Genomic DNA, 17,555 nt, shown 5'->3' with positions numbered 1-17,555 from the left:
CCCGTGTCCATGAGACGAACGCGCCGTCACGGAACGAGGGTTGCCTCGAACGGGTCGAAGTCGGCCGGGAGGGCAGGAATCGGGTCGAGGGTGCTCTCAACAGACACGTACCCGCGGGTGGCCACCGATTCCTCGATGCTCACCATGACGTCCAGCACGTGGTAGCCGAGCTCACCGGTCGCGACATGAAGTTCCCCGCCGTTGCGGACGGTTCGAGCCATGGTGAGGGCTCCCACACCCCGCGTCGTCAGGGGACCGACTTCCGGGATGGTCGTGGATTGCTGGATGAGCTCGATTCCTTCGACTTCGGCACTCTTTCCGTAGCGAAGGATCGGTATCTCACCGTGATAGTTGGGGTTTCCCAGCACGAGGGTTCCCTCCGTGCCGTGCACCTCGAATACACCGTGCTTGTGGCGCGGAATGTCGGCGCTCATCAAAGAGGACGCCGTCTGACCTCCGGTGAAGTTGCTCACGACCGCGATATGAGTGAGCACGTCTACCGGGAACGGCTCCCCCGCGTTGGGCCCGACCAGAACCTCGCGGTGGTCCTGGCTGCGATGTCCGGCGGCGAGGACTTCGGCGATGGGGCCGAGGAGCTGGACAAGCGCTGTCAAGTAGTACGGTCCGATGTCGAACAGCGGACCTGCGCCCCGCGCGTACAGGAAGCCCGGATTCGGGTGGAAGACCTCAGGCCCGGGCCCCTGGAAGGCTGTCACCGCAGTGAGGGGCGTTCCGATCACGCCGTCCTGGATCGCACGCTTTGCGGTCTGCCACGTGGGCCCGAGGACGGTGTCCGGGGCAACTCCCAGAAGAAGATCCTTCTCCTGCGCGAGGTCGACTAGCCTCTTGGAGGATGCCCGGTCGATTCCGATGGGCTTCTCGCTCCACACGTGCTTCCCCGCTTGCAGAGCGTTCGTGGAGACCTCGACATGGACTTCCGGGATTGTAAGGTTAAGGACAATTTCGACCTGGTTGTTGTCCAGGACCCGCTCGGGTGCGCCGGACACTGGGATGTTGTACCGATCCGCTTGGGCAGCGGCTCGTTCGGCATTCACGTCCCCGATTGCAACGAGACGAACGTCTGCACATCTCGCGAGAAAGGACAGGTACTGATCGCTGATCATGCCCGCGCCGATTACGCCGATGCCTACTGCGCCACTGCGCGCCATGGTGTCCCTCCGGTAGTCCGTCGGCCCATCCGTTGGCGGAGAACCGATTCAGTAATCTACGGTTACTGAATAATTCCATGATGATAGGGAAGGACTTCGGTGGAGTCAAGCAATGACCGAGTGACGACCACGTCACGTCTCATCGCCCCGCGCCCGGAAGTCCTGGCATCGATGACCGACCAACATGTGCTCGCTGTCCTTAGCGACGCACGCGCGCCGATGTCTCGCGCCGAGGTCGCCGAGGCATCGGGGCTATCGAAACCGGCGGTAGCGGCAGCGGTCACGCGACTCGTGGATCGAGGCGTCCTCCGAGACGTCGGCATTCGCGAGGGCCGGCGTGGGGGCGTCGCGACGTTGTTCGAACTCAACCCGGGCTTCGGACGGTCGCTCGCCGTCGTGATCGACAATGACTTCATCACGGTGCAGGCAATGGACCTGCACGGCACAGTTCAATCGACACTCGAAGTAAGGGCCGCACCGCATCACAAGCTCGACGATGTAGCCGCAACGACTAATCGATTGCTTGCGGAGTCCGCGGCGGCGTATTCCGTCCCGCTGCTGGCAGCCGCCGTTTCCATCGCTGATCCAGTCGACGCTGACACCGGCGACCCGATCGTGTTGTCCAAGTCTGTTTTCCCCGCACCAAACTTCAGGCCCCGCTCAGAGCTCCAGCTGCACGAGGCCGAACGCCTGGTGATCGACAACGACGTCAACTGGGCCACCATCGGGGAGCACCGAACGGGAGCACTCAAAGACTGCGACGACTTCATCTACGTCTACCTCGGCGATGGACTAGGCGCCGGCCTGCTATTCGACGGGCGGCTGCTGCGCGGACGCCGCGGGCTGTCAGGTGAGATCGGCTACCTTCGACCGGACCCATCAGAAGACGTGGACATCACCGAAAAGCTCGCCGGATTGGGACTCGGAAAGGCGGGGAGCCATGTCTTCGACCTTCCGACAGCGGTCGCGTTGCTAGGGCGGCGCCCCCTTCCCCCAGCGGCGCGGGCTATCGCTTCGACGTTGGGGCTCGCGGTCGCGAATATGGCGATCTCGCTCAACCCCAGCGCCATCGCGTTCGGCGGCCCTCTCAGCGAGTTTCCGGAGTTCACTGCGGCACTGGCCGAGCGCGTGGCGATGCTTACGACCGATCCGCCCCGGTTCGTGACCAGTCAGGTCACACCGCTTGCCGGCGCGGCCCTTGAAGCGCATCGCTTGGCACTGGAAGCGGCAGGGGTGCCTCAGTGGATCGCATCCTGACGTGATCCCGAGGTCCGCCAACCTACTCGCGGGCAGGCCATTGCTCCTCCCAACCTGGTGACCTCCCATGCCAGCTCGCGCAAGACGTAGGAGCGGAGGCATGGTCAGCCGAGCCCGACGGCCGGGCGTGCGAGCAGGCGGGACCAAGGCGTCGCGGATCCTGGCGGCGGTGGACAAGTCAATCCACTCAAGCGCAGGACACCCCAGCGCCTAGCACTGCTGAGTTTTGCTGTCACATTCATGAAATCCGCGTAATAGCTCCTCAGGTCGCGCGTCTCTGTTTCCGGCAGTTGACTCTCCCCCGACAGCTGTCGTGTTGGAGCGGCGTCCCACCCGACAGCCCCAGGGTGCCGGGCGGGACGCCGTGCCACCGCTGCTCGCTCGCGCATACCGACAGCCGAGGGAAAACCGCTGACGCGTGATGCGAACGTCCTCCCTCCTCCGGTAAGCGGCCGGTCAGCACGTCGATGGCCCGAGTTCATCCACATCCCGTGCGACGCGCCAATCCTCGCGCGCACCGTCGGCAGTCCTCTCGCAGCTCGGCGACTCGACAGCGCGCTGTGGCTCACGCGCACGATCTCCAGCTTCTTGTGCGGCGATCCCGCAACCCCTCCCGTCTGCACCTTGTCCCCCATTAGGGGGACAAGGTACCGTAGGTCTCAAGCGACGATCCGATCCTGGGAACTGATCCGATTCGGCGCTTACCTGGGGGATCTCTGGGGCTGGGGCCGCTGACCTCCCTTGCGCATGGGGCGCACGGACGGTTCTCGGACGCCGCAAATAGTGGTTGCGGCGTCCGAGGACCTGAGCCGCGCTCGCGCGGTCGCAAGCCCGCTGGGGGCCGGGACTCGACACCGGGAATATCGCTGCGTCAGAAGGCTGCGCCGGCCTGCCGCCCAGGTATCGTTCGGGGCCCCGCAGAATCGAGGCCATCGGCGCAAGCCCTCACAGCCGCGTTCAAGGCCTCGGCAGGCTGCGGCTCCGCCGTCGAAGTCGACCACGCCGACGGGACGGGTCCGCCAGATCTCTCGGTGCCATCGCGCGGTAGATCGCTCCGGTTGCGGCGCGGTCGTTCTTGGAGGAGCCTCCAGGTCCGACCGCCAGCGTGACGCATGGTCCGACAAGCAGTTGCAGTTCGGCTTGATCCCCCCCCGTTCACGTAGTCGCTGGCTGCAGCCGCGCGTCGGTCCGACGGCCTACCGTTCGGTCACGACGCTCATGCTGCGAGCAGTGCCCTGTCCGCGCTGCGCTCCCACGGAGTGTCCGCGACGATCCGGCAGACCACGAGGAGCGATCTGCCACGCCGCCTCCTACTGACGATTTGGTGAACCGCGTCCAGGAAACCCGAGTGCAACTCGCATATCGGACGGTTTCCGAAGAAGTCGTCGCTTGACGATCAGCCTTCTTCCATCCAGTCCTCGCCCCTAGCCTCACCGATTGGGCCCGCTGGGGTCCGACTCGATAGGGCGACCGAAGGCGACACCGTGAACAAAATCCGCACTGCGACAGCACTCACAACCCTGGGACTCGTGGCGGCCATGATGGCCGGCTGCGCCTCCGCTGCAGCATCACCGAGCGAGACCTCCAGCGGCGACGCCGGGCCCTCGGTCGACGAGCTGCGCCTGGGCTACTTCGCCAACGTGACGCACGCGCCCGCGTTGGTGGGACTGGAGGAGGGCCTCTTCCAGGACGCCGTCGGCGACGACGTCACGATCACCACGCAGGTGTTCAACGCCGGGCCCGCCGCCATCGAGGCGCTCACCGCCGGCGCGATCGACGCGACCTACATCGGCCCGAACCCGTCGATCAACACCTTCATCCAGTCCGCCGGCGAGTCGGCGCGCATCATCGCCGGTGCCGCCACCGGCGGTGCGGCGCTGGTCGTGCGTGACGGCATCGACGACCCCGCCGACCTCGAAGGCACCACGATCGCGACGCCGCAGCTGGGCAACACGCAGGACGTGGCGGCCCGGGTGTGGCTGGCCGACCAGGGCTTCGAGACCGACACGTCGGGTGGCGGCGACGTGCAGATCACGCCGACCGAGAACGCGCAGACCTTGACGCTGTTCCAGGACGGGCAGCTCGACGGCGCCTGGCTGCCGGAGCCGTGGGTGTCGCGGCTGGTCATCGACGCCGGTGCGCACGTGCTGCAGGACGAGGCGGACCTGTGGGAGGACGGCGAGTTCCCCACGACCGTGCTGCTGGTGCGCAAGGAGTTCCTCGACGAGCACCCCGATGTCGTCGCGGACCTGCTGAAGGGCCACGAGGCCGCCGTCACGTGGATCGCCGACAACGCCGACGAGGCGCCGGCTGTCATCAACGACGCGATCGAGAAGGAGACCGGCAAGCCGCTCGCGGACGCCGTCATCCAGCGTGCGCTCGAGCACGTGACGTTCTCGGTCGACCCGCACGCCGACACGTTCGAGACCCTCGTCGACAACGGCATCCAGGCGGGCACCCAGAAGGACGGCTCGATCGAGGGCCTGTTCGATCTGCGCCTGCTCAACAAGCAGCTCGAAGCCGAGGGCGAAGCGCCCATCTCGGCGGCAGGGCTCGGCGAGGACTGAAGATGAACACCGCACCGCGAGTGTCTGACAGACCCCGAGCCAGCACGCCAGCGTCGGGCGTCAGCGCGGTGCGCCGAGCCGGCACTGCCCATCACACTTTACGGGTGAGCATCTGGATAACCAGATGCTCACCCGTTCAACAAACTTGTGCTTACTCGTCGGCGAGCACCGCGGACGCCCAGTAGCAAGGTGCTCGCCTCGTCTCGGTTTCCTGGTGCACCTACTACGCATGAATGCCGGACGCCTCCGGCTCGGCACCGAGCCGATTCTCAACGCCAGTGAGTTCGCCGGCTATCTCGGGCGTGCACCTGCAGACGATCTAGGACCCGCGCCGACGGTCGCGGCCCGGCCGGCATAGGTATCGGTCGCGAATTGCGCACCGAGTCTCCGATGAGCGGAACTGCCTGGACAGTCTCCACGAGGCGGGCGAAGTCTGGCTGCGAGGCGCGGGCTGATGACCGGCCGCCCGAGGCTGCCGACAGGGACGTTCGGTAAGATCACTGCGACCAAGATCCCGGCGCGGCGCTTTGGTGCGTCGACGAGATTCCGTGGTTTGGGGGGCGGACGCCGCAAGCAGCCGCGTAGGGGTCTCCAAACGCTGCAAAGAACGCACTATCACGACGACTGCGCATCGAGGCGCCGGCGACGGCCTTGCGGCCGGCTCGCCGTTCTGGGAGCTAGCAGCCGCGTGCCTCGACGACTTCAAGGTCGACCTCGCCGGGTCCGAGGGCACCTAGGAGGGTCTACGAGCGGAAGTTCACAACGCTCGCGCTCCGCACGTTCCAGCAGTTCACGATTCGAGAGATCACTGTCGGGGTGCGTGAACCTTCCGCAGTGATCGTCCAGGCCAGGATCGCTTTGCCTGCCGCGCAACGCGGTCCTCGAGCAATAGTGCTGACGACATCGACTCCCTGTCCCTTCATGCGGACAAGCAAACCTTGGCCAAACGAGATACTTCGGCAGCAGGAGCGGACTTGAACCCGCGACCTCACAGTGACATCTCAGAACTCACCAATCGCCGCCCCAAGCCGGAGATACAGGTCGGTGACGGCTTCATTGTTGACCCGGTATCTCACCCACACGCCGCCGCGCGGCTGCTCGTCGCTCATGGGCGGGTCGGCCATGACGAGGCCGGCGGTCTCGAGTTCCACGAGACGTGGATGAATGGTGGTGGGGCCGAGTGCGAGCGCATCACAAATGGGCTTCATCGTCGTGTCCGGGTTGGTCCTCACGTACCGGAGGATCGATGCCTTGACAAGGTTGCCGAGCAGAGCGACAGGCTCTTCAGCATCCTCAGAGCCGGCCGGTTGCGCGAGTCGGGGCATGGGCCAAGTCTGTCGCACTGAGGGTGGCGAGTCTAGAAAACCATCCCAATTAGTTGTGTACTTCAGTGCCATCTTGCTATACCGTATGGGTCATGTTCGGAAGCGTCGCGCCCGGTGGGCCTGCTGTTTGCGCCGAGCGACGCGCTGTGTCCCCCGAATGGCGGACAGACATCCACCTGGTTGAAGGTCTAAGGTGCAGCCTGTCCACGCTCCACTACAGCGCCTCCTCCCCATTCGCGTCGGTCTCGTTGGTTCTCCACAACCTTCCGATTCTGGGGCCCTTCCTGGACGGTCTCGTGCGTAGACTGCGTGCACGGCGACCGTCCCCCAGCGCGTCCCGTATGCGCACGGTGGCCGTCCTGAATGATCAGGAGGGCTGACCGGTGACGACGAACCAGACGTCAGGACGCCGCGGACTCGTGTGGGCCATCGTCGGCGGCCTCGTCCTCATCGCCGGGATCGTGGCGATTGTTGTCAGCTCCCTACTCGCACAATCCGCACCGGGTCCGACCGACAACAACACACCCCAGCCGACTGCCTCGACGTCGACGGCGGAGCCACTGGCGGATGACGTGGTTGACGCGTCGGTCGTTGATCAGGGCTGGCTCCCGGAGCCGATCACAACGGATCGTGAGGTGTACATCCGCGCCGCCCTCGGAGCCGCGGCCACCTTCGACACCACGAAGAGCGAGCGCGACGATTGGCTCGTCTACCTCGACAGTTGGTTCACCCCGGACACGAGATTCATCGCGGAAGCAGATCAGCAGGCCGCGATGGTTGAGTCGCAGGGCTTGCTCCGGCAGGCGGTGGTGCTACCGCAGCAGGAGTGGGATTCATTGGCCGGCGAAGACGGGCGTGTGGTTGCAACCACCACCGGTGAGCTCGTCTATGTGCCGGTCACGGATGACACGTCGGGTGACATGGCGATTGGCACGTCGGATGTGACGTTGACGTTCAGCCGGTCGGATGGCAGTGGCGGGGAGACGTCGTATGAGGAACAGGTGCGGGTGAGCGTGCAGGTGCTGTGCGGGCCGGGGTCGGTGCCGACACCGGATTCCGCGCAGCGGGCGGGCGATTGCAAGGTGGTCCGCTACTTCACGGAGCCGTTGGAGCCCTGACATGGCAGCCCCGGTGATCACCGCCGCAGCCCTCAACTCGAGGACTGGACGGAAGATCCTGACAGGGGCTCTCCTGATCCTCGCGCTCGTCGCCGCACTGCTGCTGACCCCACTGCTGGCAATCCCGTTCGCCCTCGCCGGCAGCGCCGCGAGCACGGTGCCGACGAAGGTCGAGACCGCCTCGGTCGCGAGCGGGGAGTGGGGTTTCCCGCTGGGCGGCGGGTATTCGAAGGGGCGCGGGTTCGGATACAACCCGGTGCAGGGCTGCGGCTACTGCTCCACGAATCACCAGGGCTACGACATGGCCCAGGGCTGCGGCGCCACCATCTACTCGGCCGGTCCCGGTCGGGTGATCACCGCAGGGTCGTGGCAGGGGTATGGCAACACAGTCCGCATCGATCACGGCGGCGAGCTCGTCACGCTCTACGGGCACATGCAATGGGGATCACTACACGTCTCCGTCGGCGACCAGGTCGCCGCGGGGGCACCGCTGGGGGCGGAGGGCAACACCGGGAAGTCGTTCGGGTGCCATCTGCATTTCGAAGTTCAGAAGTCCGGAACTCCGGTAGATCCGGAGCCGTTCATGGCCAGCCAAGGCCTGCAACTGAAGTAGCAACCAGCAAGGAGCAGCCCCATGCGCACACACATCGTCCCGGCTGATGTCGACGTCCCCGACATCCAACCGGACTTCTCCGCCCCGTTCTTCCAAGGCTTCCAAGTCGTCGCGTCCTACATCCTGGCCGGCGCGATGCTCGTAGTGCTGATCATGCTGATCATCGCCGGCGCCGCCCTCGCATTCCGCGGCCTCGCCAACGATCGGGTGCGGACCTGGGCGGGCGAGAACATCCTGTGGATCTTCATCGCTGCCGCCGTGCTCGGCGCCGCGTCCGGCCTGTTCGCCTGGTTCGTGAACTTCGACTTCGGCTTCTGATGAACGTCCGCTGGCTGCTCCGGCTCGGTCTCGCTACAGGCATCGCACTCGTGCTTGGTTCGGGCACGGCCGCACACGCGAACACCGCCGACACTATGGCGCCGGTAAAGAAGGACGCGATCAGCGGCGAGCCGTGGTCGGCGCCGACTTTCCCCGTTGACTGTCAAAGCGCGAGCGGACAAGTCACCTGCACTCCCACCAACCCCCAGGAAATCTCCGCCCAGCAATGCTTCATGGGGGTGTCGATGGGCGGTGAGCGCGCAACAGTCTGCACCACCTATGAGCGGCACGTCCAGACCATTCAAGCCGATGGCGGGACTCCTCTAGTCGTGAAGTACGGGTGCAGTCTCGGTGACGCGGTGTGCCTCACGTTCGAGAACGCGGGGCGCGGGATGGCGCTGGCAGCGACTGGGGTGATGTTTCTGGTGGCGGACAATATGCGGTTCGATACGTCGACGTTGTTGTGGTCGGCGGCGGTGGATCAGTGGTCGTTCTGGCAGTGGGCGATCCTGATCATCACGTTCGGGGCGATGGTGTGGGCGATCGCCGCTGCCGTCGTCTCCGGCGACCGGGACGAGCTGGTCGGCGCGCTGGTGCGCACGTTCATCGCGATCCCGGCGGTGCCGCTCACGTTGTGGCTGACCGGGCATCTGTTGAACGCGGTCGATGACATGACCTGGTACATCCTCAACGGCGACGGGCCGGCGTCGTTGTATTCGACGTTGCAGTCGGTGATGTGGGCGGGCGGGCAGGCGAACTACTTCTTCGCGTTCCTGATCCACGGGCTGCTGATGCTGGGGATGTTCTTGCTGATGTTGGTGTTCGCGTTCCGCAACATCGCGCTCGCCGCGCTGATCATGGTCGGCCCGGTGGCGTGGATGCTGTTCCCGGTGCGCCGCATCGGCCCGCAATGGGTCGTCGGCTACCTCTCGGCGGTGATGGTGCTGCTGCTGACCGCGCCGCTCACGATCGGGTTCGTCACGCTCATCGTCCAGGGACTTGCGTCGGTGAAGACGATCTGGAATCCGCAGTCGTGGCCACTGCTGATCGGTCTGGTGCTGGTCGCGTTCGCGCCGTTCGCGATCTTCGGGCTGTTCAGCTTCACCGGCGCGGTCGCCGCCGACAGCATCGGCTCCCGGCTCGGCTCTCACGGTGGCCGGATGGCCGCCACCGGTGCCCGCGGAGTCGCCGCCATCCCCACCCGACTCGGCGGCCTCCCCTCCGGGATCCGACCCTCCAGCACCGGACCATCCTCGAGCGGCCCGGCGGCGAAGCCGGCATCCGCGCGGTCCGGGCAGGCGAACGCACCACGCGGTGCGACCGCTCCCGCACAGGCTGCCCGCACCCCCGCCCCGGGCGGTGGCCGACCTACGAGTCCGTCCTCGACGGGAACTCCGTCCCCGCGGCCGCCGTCGTCACCGTCTCCGCAACCGCCTCGATCTGAGGGGAGCCCGTCATGAGCACCACCCCCGAGTACCTTCGTCCGGTGCGGTTGCCGCGCCGGTCCCGACAGGGCGTCGTCATGGGTATGGACGGGTGGCAGATCGCCTTCCTCACCGCCGCCGCGTTGGTCGTGCTGATTTTCGTGAATCGGTTCGGCCCCCTCGGCCTCCTCTACGGTGCCCCGCTGTACCTACTTTTCGGGATCACCGCGCTCACCAGCATCCACGGCGTCTCCACCCCGCGGATGGCGGGACTGTGGCTCATGAAGCAAGTCCGCCACACCGCCGGTGCCACCACCCATACCTTCCGACCCGAACAACCCCGGCTCACCGGGACACTGAACCTGCCAGGCACCCGGGCGTCGATCCAGCTGTGGGACAGCAACGGGACGGCCGCGGCCTACAACCCACACGACCGGTCCGTCAGCGTGATCGCGGAGCTCGAGGTGCAGGGGTTCCTGATGCACGACCTGCCGGAACGCTTCGACCTGGCCGAGCAATTCGACCGCGTCCTCGGCCCGTTCACGCAACGGCCGGGAGTGAAGCGGGTGACGTTGCAGGAACGCACCCTGCCCACCACGATCCGCGCCGCCCGGGAGCATTACGAGACGGTGCGGCGGGTGCGGGACCTGAACCCGGAGTCGCCGGTGGCCCGCAACTATCAGGACGTGATGGACCACGCGGAACGGTTCGAGGTCGCGCACCGCAACTACCTCGTCCTCACCCTTGACCTGGTCATCCTCGGCTCGCAACTGAAGGCGCTCGGCGGCGGGAAGGACGCGATCGTCGCCCTCGCGCAGATCGAGGCCGGCAACCTCGCCGACGCCCTCACCGCAGCGAAGATCAAGGTGCGCCGCTGGCTATCTCCCCGTGAGGTGGCGGCGTTGGGGAGGTTGGCGTTCGATCCGGAGTTCGCCGCGACCGTGCAGAACCGTCCCGACACCCTCGCCGGAGTGGACCCGGTGGCGATCGGGCCGATGTACCTGGACGAGCCGAAGGGCCGCAACGGGATCGTGGCCACCGATTCCGCGGTGCACACCACGATGTGGGTGCACGAATGGCCCCGCTCCGACTCCCCGGTCGGGTTCCTGGCCCCGGTCGTATTCGCCCGGCATCCGCACACCGGGGAGGCGATCACCCACATCTTCTCCATCGTGCTCACCCCCGTCCCGGTGTCGAAGGCGTTGAAGCGGATCCGGGATGAGAAGAAGGTGTGGCGCGGGAACGAGAAGCTGCGCGCCAAGCGGGGGGCGGATGGGTCGGCGGCGGATGCGGCGGACTGGAAGGCGCTGGAGCAGCAGGAGCAGGAGCTCGCGAACGGGCACGGCGAGTTCCAGTACGGCGCCTATCTCACCGTCACCGCCCCCGACGAGGAACGCCTCGACCAGGCCATCGCCGGGATGCGCAACGCGCTGTCGCGGGCGGGCATGGAGGCGCAGATCCTGTACTGCCAGCAGGCCGAAGCGCTGATGGTGAACGCGATCCCGGTCGGGTTGGGGATGAAGTGATGACCCGTCACGCCGCCACCTTCACCCCCACCGGCCTCACCCGCAAGGAGCGCCGCGACCTGCAGAAACAGATCAGCCAGGCGCAGCAGGAGGAGCAGCCCGATCGCTCGTCGCGGCGGGATCGGAACCTGCCGGAGCCGGCGGTGCCAGGGCCGTTCGGCCCGGGGATCACGCAGGGGTACTGGAACCTCGCGAAGGCGTGGATCCCAGCACATCAGGCGACCTCGCAGCACATCGCCGGTATCTACCCGTTCGTCGCCGACAGTGGCCTCGGACACCGCGGCCCCATCCTCGGTGTCGACCTCAACGCCGACTCACTCTGGCACTTCTCCCCCTGGGAGGCGTACGTCGACGCCACCGAACGCGGCACGTTCTCCACCAACATCCTGGTGCTCGGCGCGTACCGGGGTGGGAAGTCCGCGACCGTGAAGACCCTCGTCACCCGCTCCATCGCGTTCGGCCACCAGGTCGTCGTCCCCTCCGACCCGAAAGGCGAATGGGTCACCGTCGCGGAGGCGATCCCGGGCGGGCGGGTGATCCGGCTCGGCGGCGGCACCGGCACCCGCCTCAACCCTCTGGACCGGGGTCCGCGGCGTACGGGGGCGTCGGATGAGCAGCACGAGCAGATGGTGAAGCAGCGCCGCATCGGCACCCTCATCGCGCTCATCGAGATGACCCTCGGCAACCGACTCACCGCGGTCGAGCACGCCGCCATCCTCGATGCCCTCGAGCGCTGCATCGCTACCACTGGCGATCGCCCCACCCTCCGCGGCGTCTACGAGGAGCTCGGCCACCTCGCCGGCGACACGAATGCCGCGTTCCGTGCTGCCGAGGGCGCGATCCAGCCCCGGTTCGTGCTCCGACGCTTCGTGGAAGGCGACCTCTCCGGGCTGTTCGAAGACGAGTCAACGGTGGAGTTCGACCAGGACGCCCCCATCGTCGTCACCGACACCTCCGAGCTGTTCGCGAGAGGGGATCTGGCGGCCCAGCTGACGCAGGTGTGTTCCACGGCGTGGATTCAGGCGGTGATCAGTGATCGTGCGGCACGGCGGACCCGGTATGTGGTGCGGGAGGAGGGGTGGCGGGACATGACGTCGCTGGCGTCGCTGCAGATGTTCCAGCAATGGCTGAAACTCTCCCGGCACTACGGGATCAGCAACATCGTCATCCTGCACAAGATGGGCGACCTCGACGCCGTCGGCGAAGACGGTTCCCTGGAACGGTCGCTGGCGTACTCGATCGTCGGGGACATCGAGAACAAGTTCATCTTCCGCGTCAACCACCAAGAACAGACCGCGCTGCGCACCCGGCTCAACCTGCCCGCCCCGCATGTGGAGATGGCGCGGCAGCTGCGCAAGGGCGAGTTCCTCGCCTACGTGGGGCAGTACTCCTACCTGGTGGACTGCTTCGCCACCAGCACGCCGTGGGAGTACGAGCTGTTCGCCACCGACGACGCCATGGGTCCTGCCGACCACGACGACGCTACCGTCCGGGTCATCGATACCGGCGCGCTCGACGACTACTGGCCCCAACCCGAACCTGCGGATGCCGGTGTGGATGGCTGGCTGACCGCCGAGACCCGCGACCTGACCGAGGAGCTGTGATCATGACCACCGTCGCTCACCCCCGCACCTATGCGACCGTCACCGGTCCGACCGCGACCTTCATCACCACCGACGGACACACCGAACCCGTCACCGCCACAGGGGACGAAGACATCCGGCATGCCGTGATCCGCCGGGCCAGTGACGAGGCGCGCCGCACCGGCACCCCGGTGGAGCTCGTCACCTCCGGCGACCGGGGCAGGCATCACTTGCTCGTCGACCCCGCCGGCGACCTCACCCTCATCCCCACCACGGCAGCACTCGGGTTCGGTGACGAGGAGGGGCCGGATGGGGATGATCTGGAGCTGGGGCCGTATCAGGACATCGACGACACCATCACGACGGAACGTGGAGAGGAGGTGAGGGAAGCGACTTCGCAGCCGGACGCACTCCTCGCAGGTTCCGCGCCGGCTGCGGAGTCCCCCCGCCCCACCTTTCTCACCCCCATCACCGACGCCACGCCCCCGGTCACCGGGTGGCGCGGGATCCTCGCTGGCCTCGGCATCGCCGTCCGCCCCTCCGCCACCGAGACACGACAGGCGGAAGAACGAGCGCTGGTGGCCACGCAGTGGGCGGGATGCCGCACCCTCGCCGTCGTCAACGGCAAGGGCGGGGTCGGGAAGACGATGACGACGGCCATGCTCGCCGCGGTCTACGCCCGGGAGGGCGGTGGGACGGTGTTGGCGTGGGACAACAACGACACGCGCGGCACCCTCGGCTGGCGCACCGAGCAAGGCCTGTACGACACCACCCTCCGCGACCTCCTCCCCGCCGCCCCCACACTCCTCACACCCGCGGCGGGGGTGTCCGACATCAGCCGGTTCGTACACCACCAGACGGCGGACCGCTATGACGTGCTCCGCTCCAACCCGGAGCTGCTCGCCACCGACCAGCGCATCAGAGCCACCGACTTCGACCTGCTGATGCAGGTCGCGGCCCGGTTCTACCGCCTCGTCATCTTCGACTCCGGCAACGACGAATCCGCCGAACGGTGGCTGCGGATGATCGACTCCTCCTACCAGCTCGTCATCCCCACCCTCGCCAGCCCAGAGTCCGCCGAATCTGCCGCCCTGCTCCTCGATGCGCTCCGTGGCCGTGACGAACGCTCCGCCGCCCTCGCCGACCGGGCCGTCGTCCTCGTCACCCAATCCGAACCCACCGGCGCCACCGAGGCCCGCCGCATCGCGGACGGGTTCACCGGGCACGTCCGCGCCGTCCACACCATCCCATTCGACCCCGCCCTGAAAGCCGGGCCGCTCCGATTCGACACCCTCCGCCCCCGCACTAGGGACGCGTGGCTCAGCGCCGCCGCCTCCGCCGCCGAAGGCCTCTAAGCCAAGGTGTGACCGATGAACCAGAGCATCCTCGGGAAAGCGGCCGCGATCCTCATCGCGGCCGCGATGCTGCTCGCACTCGCGTGCGGGTTCATCGCCGAAGCCACCACCACGCTCACCTGCGGCGCCCGGCCCGTCCCGGCGAACCTGTTCTCCGGACTCGTCCTCGCCGTCACCGGCAACCCCGCCACCTACAGCCCACCCACCGGGTGCACCCTGCCGGTCGTTCTCATCCGCATCGTGGATGTGATCGCGGTGCTGCTGATCGGTGGTTTGGCGGTGTGGGTGCTGGTGGCGGTGCACCGGTATCGGGAGTCGGATCGAGCGTTCATCACCGACCTGCGCACCCGCCCCGGGTTTGCCACCGCCTCGGAGATCCGCGATCACCTCTCGGCCAAGGCCGTGCTCCGCCGCGCCACCCAGCTCCGTCCCGACATCGTCAAGCCGACCGCGACCGATGTGGGGTGGCGGGTGGGCAGGTCGCGGGGGCAGGACGTGTACGTGTCCATTGAGGACTCCGTCGCCCTCGAAGGCCCACCCCGCTCCGGAAAGGGATACCGGGTCCTCATCTCCGCGATCCTCGACTGGTCCGGACCCCTCATCACCACGTCGACGACGAACGACAACCTCACCGCGACGATGCGCATGCGGCAGACCCGCGGGAAGGTGCACGTGTTCGACCCGCAGGGCCTGTCCGGCATCCGCCACCCCCTCCGCATCTCCCCGATCGCCGGCTGCGAGGACCCGCTCGTCGCGATGCAGCGCGGCGCCGCGATCATCACCGGCACCGCCCTCGGCGCCTCCCGCACCAACGAGGAATGGGCGCAGGCGTCCGGGGTGGTCCTCGGGCGGCTGCTGCACGCCGCCGCGGTCGGTGGGAAGTCGATCGCCGAACTGTACGACTGGGGCACCTCCCCGGCGCAGACCAGGGCGGCGGTCGACATCCTGAAGACGGACGGCACCCCCGGCTGGGGCGACAGCCTAGACGCGACCATATCCGCCGACGAGAAGCTGGTCTCGTCCATCTGGTTCGGCGTGCAAGGTGCCGTCGCCCCCTTGGCGGTGCCGCAGATCCGCGACGCCCTCCTCCCCCGCCCCGGCGATGAACTGTTCGACCCGCGCGAGTTCCTCGACGCCGCGAACACGCTCTACTTGATCGGGTCATCGTCGGGGGCGTCGGCGATGGGCGGCTGGCTGGGCGCGGTGCTGGATGACATCGTCGAGGTCGCCCGCACCACCGCGCTCGCCTCCCCCGGCTCCCGCCTTCCCCACCCGCTCGGGCTGATCCTCGATGAGATCGCGAACATGTTCCGGTGGGGGAACCTGCCCCGGATCATGGCCGACGGTGGCGGCCGCGGGATCTGCACCTTTATCGTGTTGCAGGCCCTCTCGCAGGCGGAGACGTCCTGGTCCCGTGCCGAGGCGGACACCATCTGGGCCGCCGCCACCGCCAAAGTCCTTCTCGGCGGCGCCAGCCACGTCGGTCATCTCCGCGACATCGAGTCGCTGCTCGGCACGAGGGACACTCGTCGTGAGCAGCGGTCCTGGTCGACACGGGAGGTCGGGCATTCGACCAGTGAGCATCTTGAGCGCCGCGCGCTGATGTCAGTCGACGAGATCCGCCGGCTACCACCGAGCGTCGGGCTGCTGGCCTACCGCAACCGCCGTAGCGTGCTGCTGGACCTGGCCGGCTGGGACGAGCGCCGCGACGCGCACATCATCCAGTCCGGCAAGCGCGAGACCGAACAGGAGCAGCAGGCCGTGTTCGACACGACCACGCGGGTTCCGAACTCCCGGAGCTCCGTAGCTCCGGAGTCCGAGAGTGCGGAGCCGGTGGAGGGGGTGACAGAGGTATGAGCAATCGTCGCCGCCCGGCACTGTTCAACCTGTACCGCAACGAGTTCCTCCGATCGAAGGCATGGTTCGCTCGCCGCGACCGCTGGTTCACCCACCACGCCACCACCGGGCAGCCGCTGACCTGTGCGGGTTGCGGACGCGCGGCCACCCGCGGCCAGCTCGAACTGCACCACCTCGACTACCGCGGGGTGAGACTTCTCGATGGCGCCTGGAGCGCCGGGGAGGCGGACGAGGACCTGGTGGCGATGCACCCGTACTGCCACGACTTATTGCACCGGCTCATCGACCGCGACGCCGTCCTCGCCCGCAACCGCACCCGCCGCACCGCCTCCCATCTCGCGCTCGCCCGGCTGCGGCAGAAACTGCACCCCGACCACGGGGATGCGGCATGACCGATCTGCCCCCACCGCCGGACTACGACGACGCTGTCGCGAACGACGTCTCCGGGTACGACCCGAACCAGCGGTACGGGCCGTCCGACCCGCTCGGCGCGCACATTATAAACTGGCGCACCCTCCCCGACCACAAAGCCCCCGCCGCCTGGACGGCGCTGCGGGAATGGGTGGAATGGTTCACCGTCCGGTACCGCATCTCCGAATCCGTGGTGCCGGCGTGCTGGTACAAGCACGGGCAGCTCGTCGAAGAACTCTCCGCGCTGCACACCGCGCACACCGTCGCGTTCGACACCACCGACGCCGGCTTCGGCCCGATCGGCTGGCACGAACGGCTCAGCCTCGCCCTGCCGCGGATGGCGAAGGCGTACTCGGGTGGCTGCGCGCGCGGACACGACCCCCTCAAACCCCGCTCGTGGGACGGGATCACCGATGAGCAGGAATGGGACGCGTGGACCAGGAAGGCCCACGCCCACCGAGACACCACCGGTGTCTCTGACAGGAAGGAAGAAGGATGACCACCAGGATCCCCGTCACCATTGAGGGCAACCTCACCGGTGACCCGGAACACGGCAACGCCGAATCGGGCAACGAGTACGCCCGGTTCACCGTCGCTATCAACGACCGCCGCCTGAACGAGACCACGAACCGGTGGGAGGACGTCGGCACGGTGTTCCACCGGGTCGTCGTGTTCAATCAGCAGGCCCGGCACGTCGCCGACTCGCTCCGCAAGGGCGACTCAGTGATCGTCGCCGGCGACCTCCGATTCGGCACGTACGTCGACAAGGAGACCGGACAGGCAAGGGATACCCGCGACATCGTCGCGGACAACGTCGGCGCCTCGCTGAAGTTCGCCGACGTCATCGTCGACCGATCCCCAAAAGCTAACGGCCCCGCAGCAGACGCTTCGGGGCCGATAGCGACACCGGCCTCGTACGCCGGCGCCGAACTGTCACGCTGACCTGAACCAACAGACAAGCGGGGCGAGAGTCACTGTACTCTCGCCCCGCCACTCTGCCCAGCCGACGCAACCGCCCGCCCCGGCTGGGCG

Annotated in this window: 15 protein-coding genes; 13 read left to right on the top strand and 2 right to left on the bottom strand. The window is 67.3% G+C overall.

Annotated features, from left to right (window positions below):
* Positions 1-26: 26 nt before the first annotated feature.
* Positions 27-1,169, bottom strand: a complete 1,143-nt coding sequence (locus tag ASF40_RS20575) for a Gfo/Idh/MocA family protein (RefSeq protein WP_056372684.1) — start codon at positions 1,167-1,169, stop codon at positions 27-29.
* Positions 1,170-1,289: 120 nt separating this feature from the next.
* Between ASF40_RS20575 and ASF40_RS20570 the strand changes: the two genes are divergently transcribed.
* Both ASF40_RS20570 and ASF40_RS20565 read left to right on the top strand, forming a co-directional pair.
* Positions 1,290-2,426, top strand: coding sequence for an ROK family transcriptional regulator (locus ASF40_RS20570; RefSeq protein ID WP_157549888.1), 1,137 nt, complete (start codon positions 1,290-1,292; stop codon positions 2,424-2,426).
* Positions 2,427-3,910: 1,484 nt separating this feature from the next.
* Positions 3,911-4,993, top strand: a complete 1,083-nt coding sequence (locus ASF40_RS20565; protein WP_056372680.1) for an ABC transporter substrate-binding protein — start codon at positions 3,911-3,913, stop codon at positions 4,991-4,993.
* 1,001 nt (positions 4,994-5,994) lie between these two features.
* Here the strand turns inward: ASF40_RS20565 and ASF40_RS20560 are convergent.
* Positions 5,995-6,318, bottom strand: coding sequence for an ArsR/SmtB family transcription factor (locus ASF40_RS20560; RefSeq protein ID WP_056372678.1), 324 nt, complete (start codon positions 6,316-6,318; stop codon positions 5,995-5,997).
* Between the two features lie 383 nt (positions 6,319-6,701).
* Here ASF40_RS20560 and ASF40_RS20555 point away from each other — a divergent pair, with 383 nt between their 5' ends.
* Genes ASF40_RS20555 through ASF40_RS20505 form a run of 11 tightly spaced genes read left to right on the top strand, consistent with a single transcriptional unit; the run spans position 6,702 to position 17,465 of the window.
* A complete protein-coding gene (locus ASF40_RS20555) occupies positions 6,702-7,436 on the top strand; it encodes a hypothetical protein (protein ID WP_157549886.1) in 735 nt (244 codons plus the stop codon).
* 1 nt (position 7,437) lies between these two features.
* Positions 7,438-8,049, top strand: a complete 612-nt coding sequence (locus tag ASF40_RS20550) for a M23 family metallopeptidase (protein WP_056372673.1) — start codon at positions 7,438-7,440, stop codon at positions 8,047-8,049.
* Between the two features lie 21 nt (positions 8,050-8,070).
* The gene (locus ASF40_RS20545) at positions 8,071-8,367 is read left to right on the top strand and encodes a hypothetical protein (RefSeq protein WP_056372671.1); all 297 of its coding nucleotides are present in this window, start codon (positions 8,071-8,073) and stop codon (positions 8,365-8,367) included.
* Entirely contained in the window at positions 8,286-9,827 is a 1,542-nt protein-coding gene (locus ASF40_RS20540; RefSeq protein ID WP_157549884.1) for a hypothetical protein, read from the top strand. The genes ASF40_RS20545 and ASF40_RS20540 overlap by 82 nt, the downstream gene beginning before the upstream one ends.
* Complete coding sequence (locus tag ASF40_RS20535; protein ID WP_157549882.1) at positions 9,824-11,317, top strand: SCO6880 family protein; 1,494 nt, start codon at positions 9,824-9,826, stop codon at positions 11,315-11,317. Before ASF40_RS20540 ends, ASF40_RS20535 begins: the two co-directional genes overlap by 4 nt.
* On the top strand, positions 11,317-12,921 hold the full coding sequence (locus ASF40_RS20530) for a hypothetical protein (protein ID WP_056372665.1): 1,605 nt from the start codon (positions 11,317-11,319) through the stop codon (positions 12,919-12,921). Before ASF40_RS20535 ends, ASF40_RS20530 begins: the two co-directional genes overlap by 1 nt.
* A 2-nt stretch (positions 12,922-12,923) precedes the next feature.
* Positions 12,924-14,255: a MinD/ParA family ATP-binding protein gene (locus ASF40_RS20525; RefSeq protein WP_056372663.1), complete on the top strand. Its 1,332-nt coding sequence runs from the start codon at positions 12,924-12,926 to the stop codon at positions 14,253-14,255.
* A gap of 15 nt (positions 14,256-14,270) precedes the next feature.
* Positions 14,271-16,112, top strand: a complete 1,842-nt coding sequence (locus ASF40_RS20520; protein ID WP_056372661.1) for a type IV secretory system conjugative DNA transfer family protein — start codon at positions 14,271-14,273, stop codon at positions 16,110-16,112.
* Positions 16,109-16,504, top strand: coding sequence for a hypothetical protein (locus tag ASF40_RS20515; RefSeq protein ID WP_056372658.1), 396 nt, complete (start codon positions 16,109-16,111; stop codon positions 16,502-16,504). The genes ASF40_RS20520 and ASF40_RS20515 overlap by 4 nt, the downstream gene beginning before the upstream one ends.
* Entirely contained in the window at positions 16,501-17,022 is a 522-nt protein-coding gene (locus tag ASF40_RS20510) for a hypothetical protein (protein WP_056372657.1), read from the top strand. The genes ASF40_RS20515 and ASF40_RS20510 overlap by 4 nt, the downstream gene beginning before the upstream one ends.
* Positions 17,019-17,465: a single-stranded DNA-binding protein gene (locus ASF40_RS20505; RefSeq protein WP_056372655.1), complete on the top strand. Its 447-nt coding sequence runs from the start codon at positions 17,019-17,021 to the stop codon at positions 17,463-17,465. The genes ASF40_RS20510 and ASF40_RS20505 overlap by 4 nt, the downstream gene beginning before the upstream one ends.
* Positions 17,466-17,555 lie beyond the last annotated feature (90 nt).

Origin of the sequence: Microbacterium sp. Leaf288, from assembly GCF_001422925.1 — a bacterium.
GTDB lineage: Bacteria > Actinomycetota > Actinomycetes > Actinomycetales > Microbacteriaceae > Microbacterium.
The sequence above is the reverse complement of the archived record's forward strand: the minus strand, read 5'-3'. Positions and strand labels throughout refer to the sequence as shown.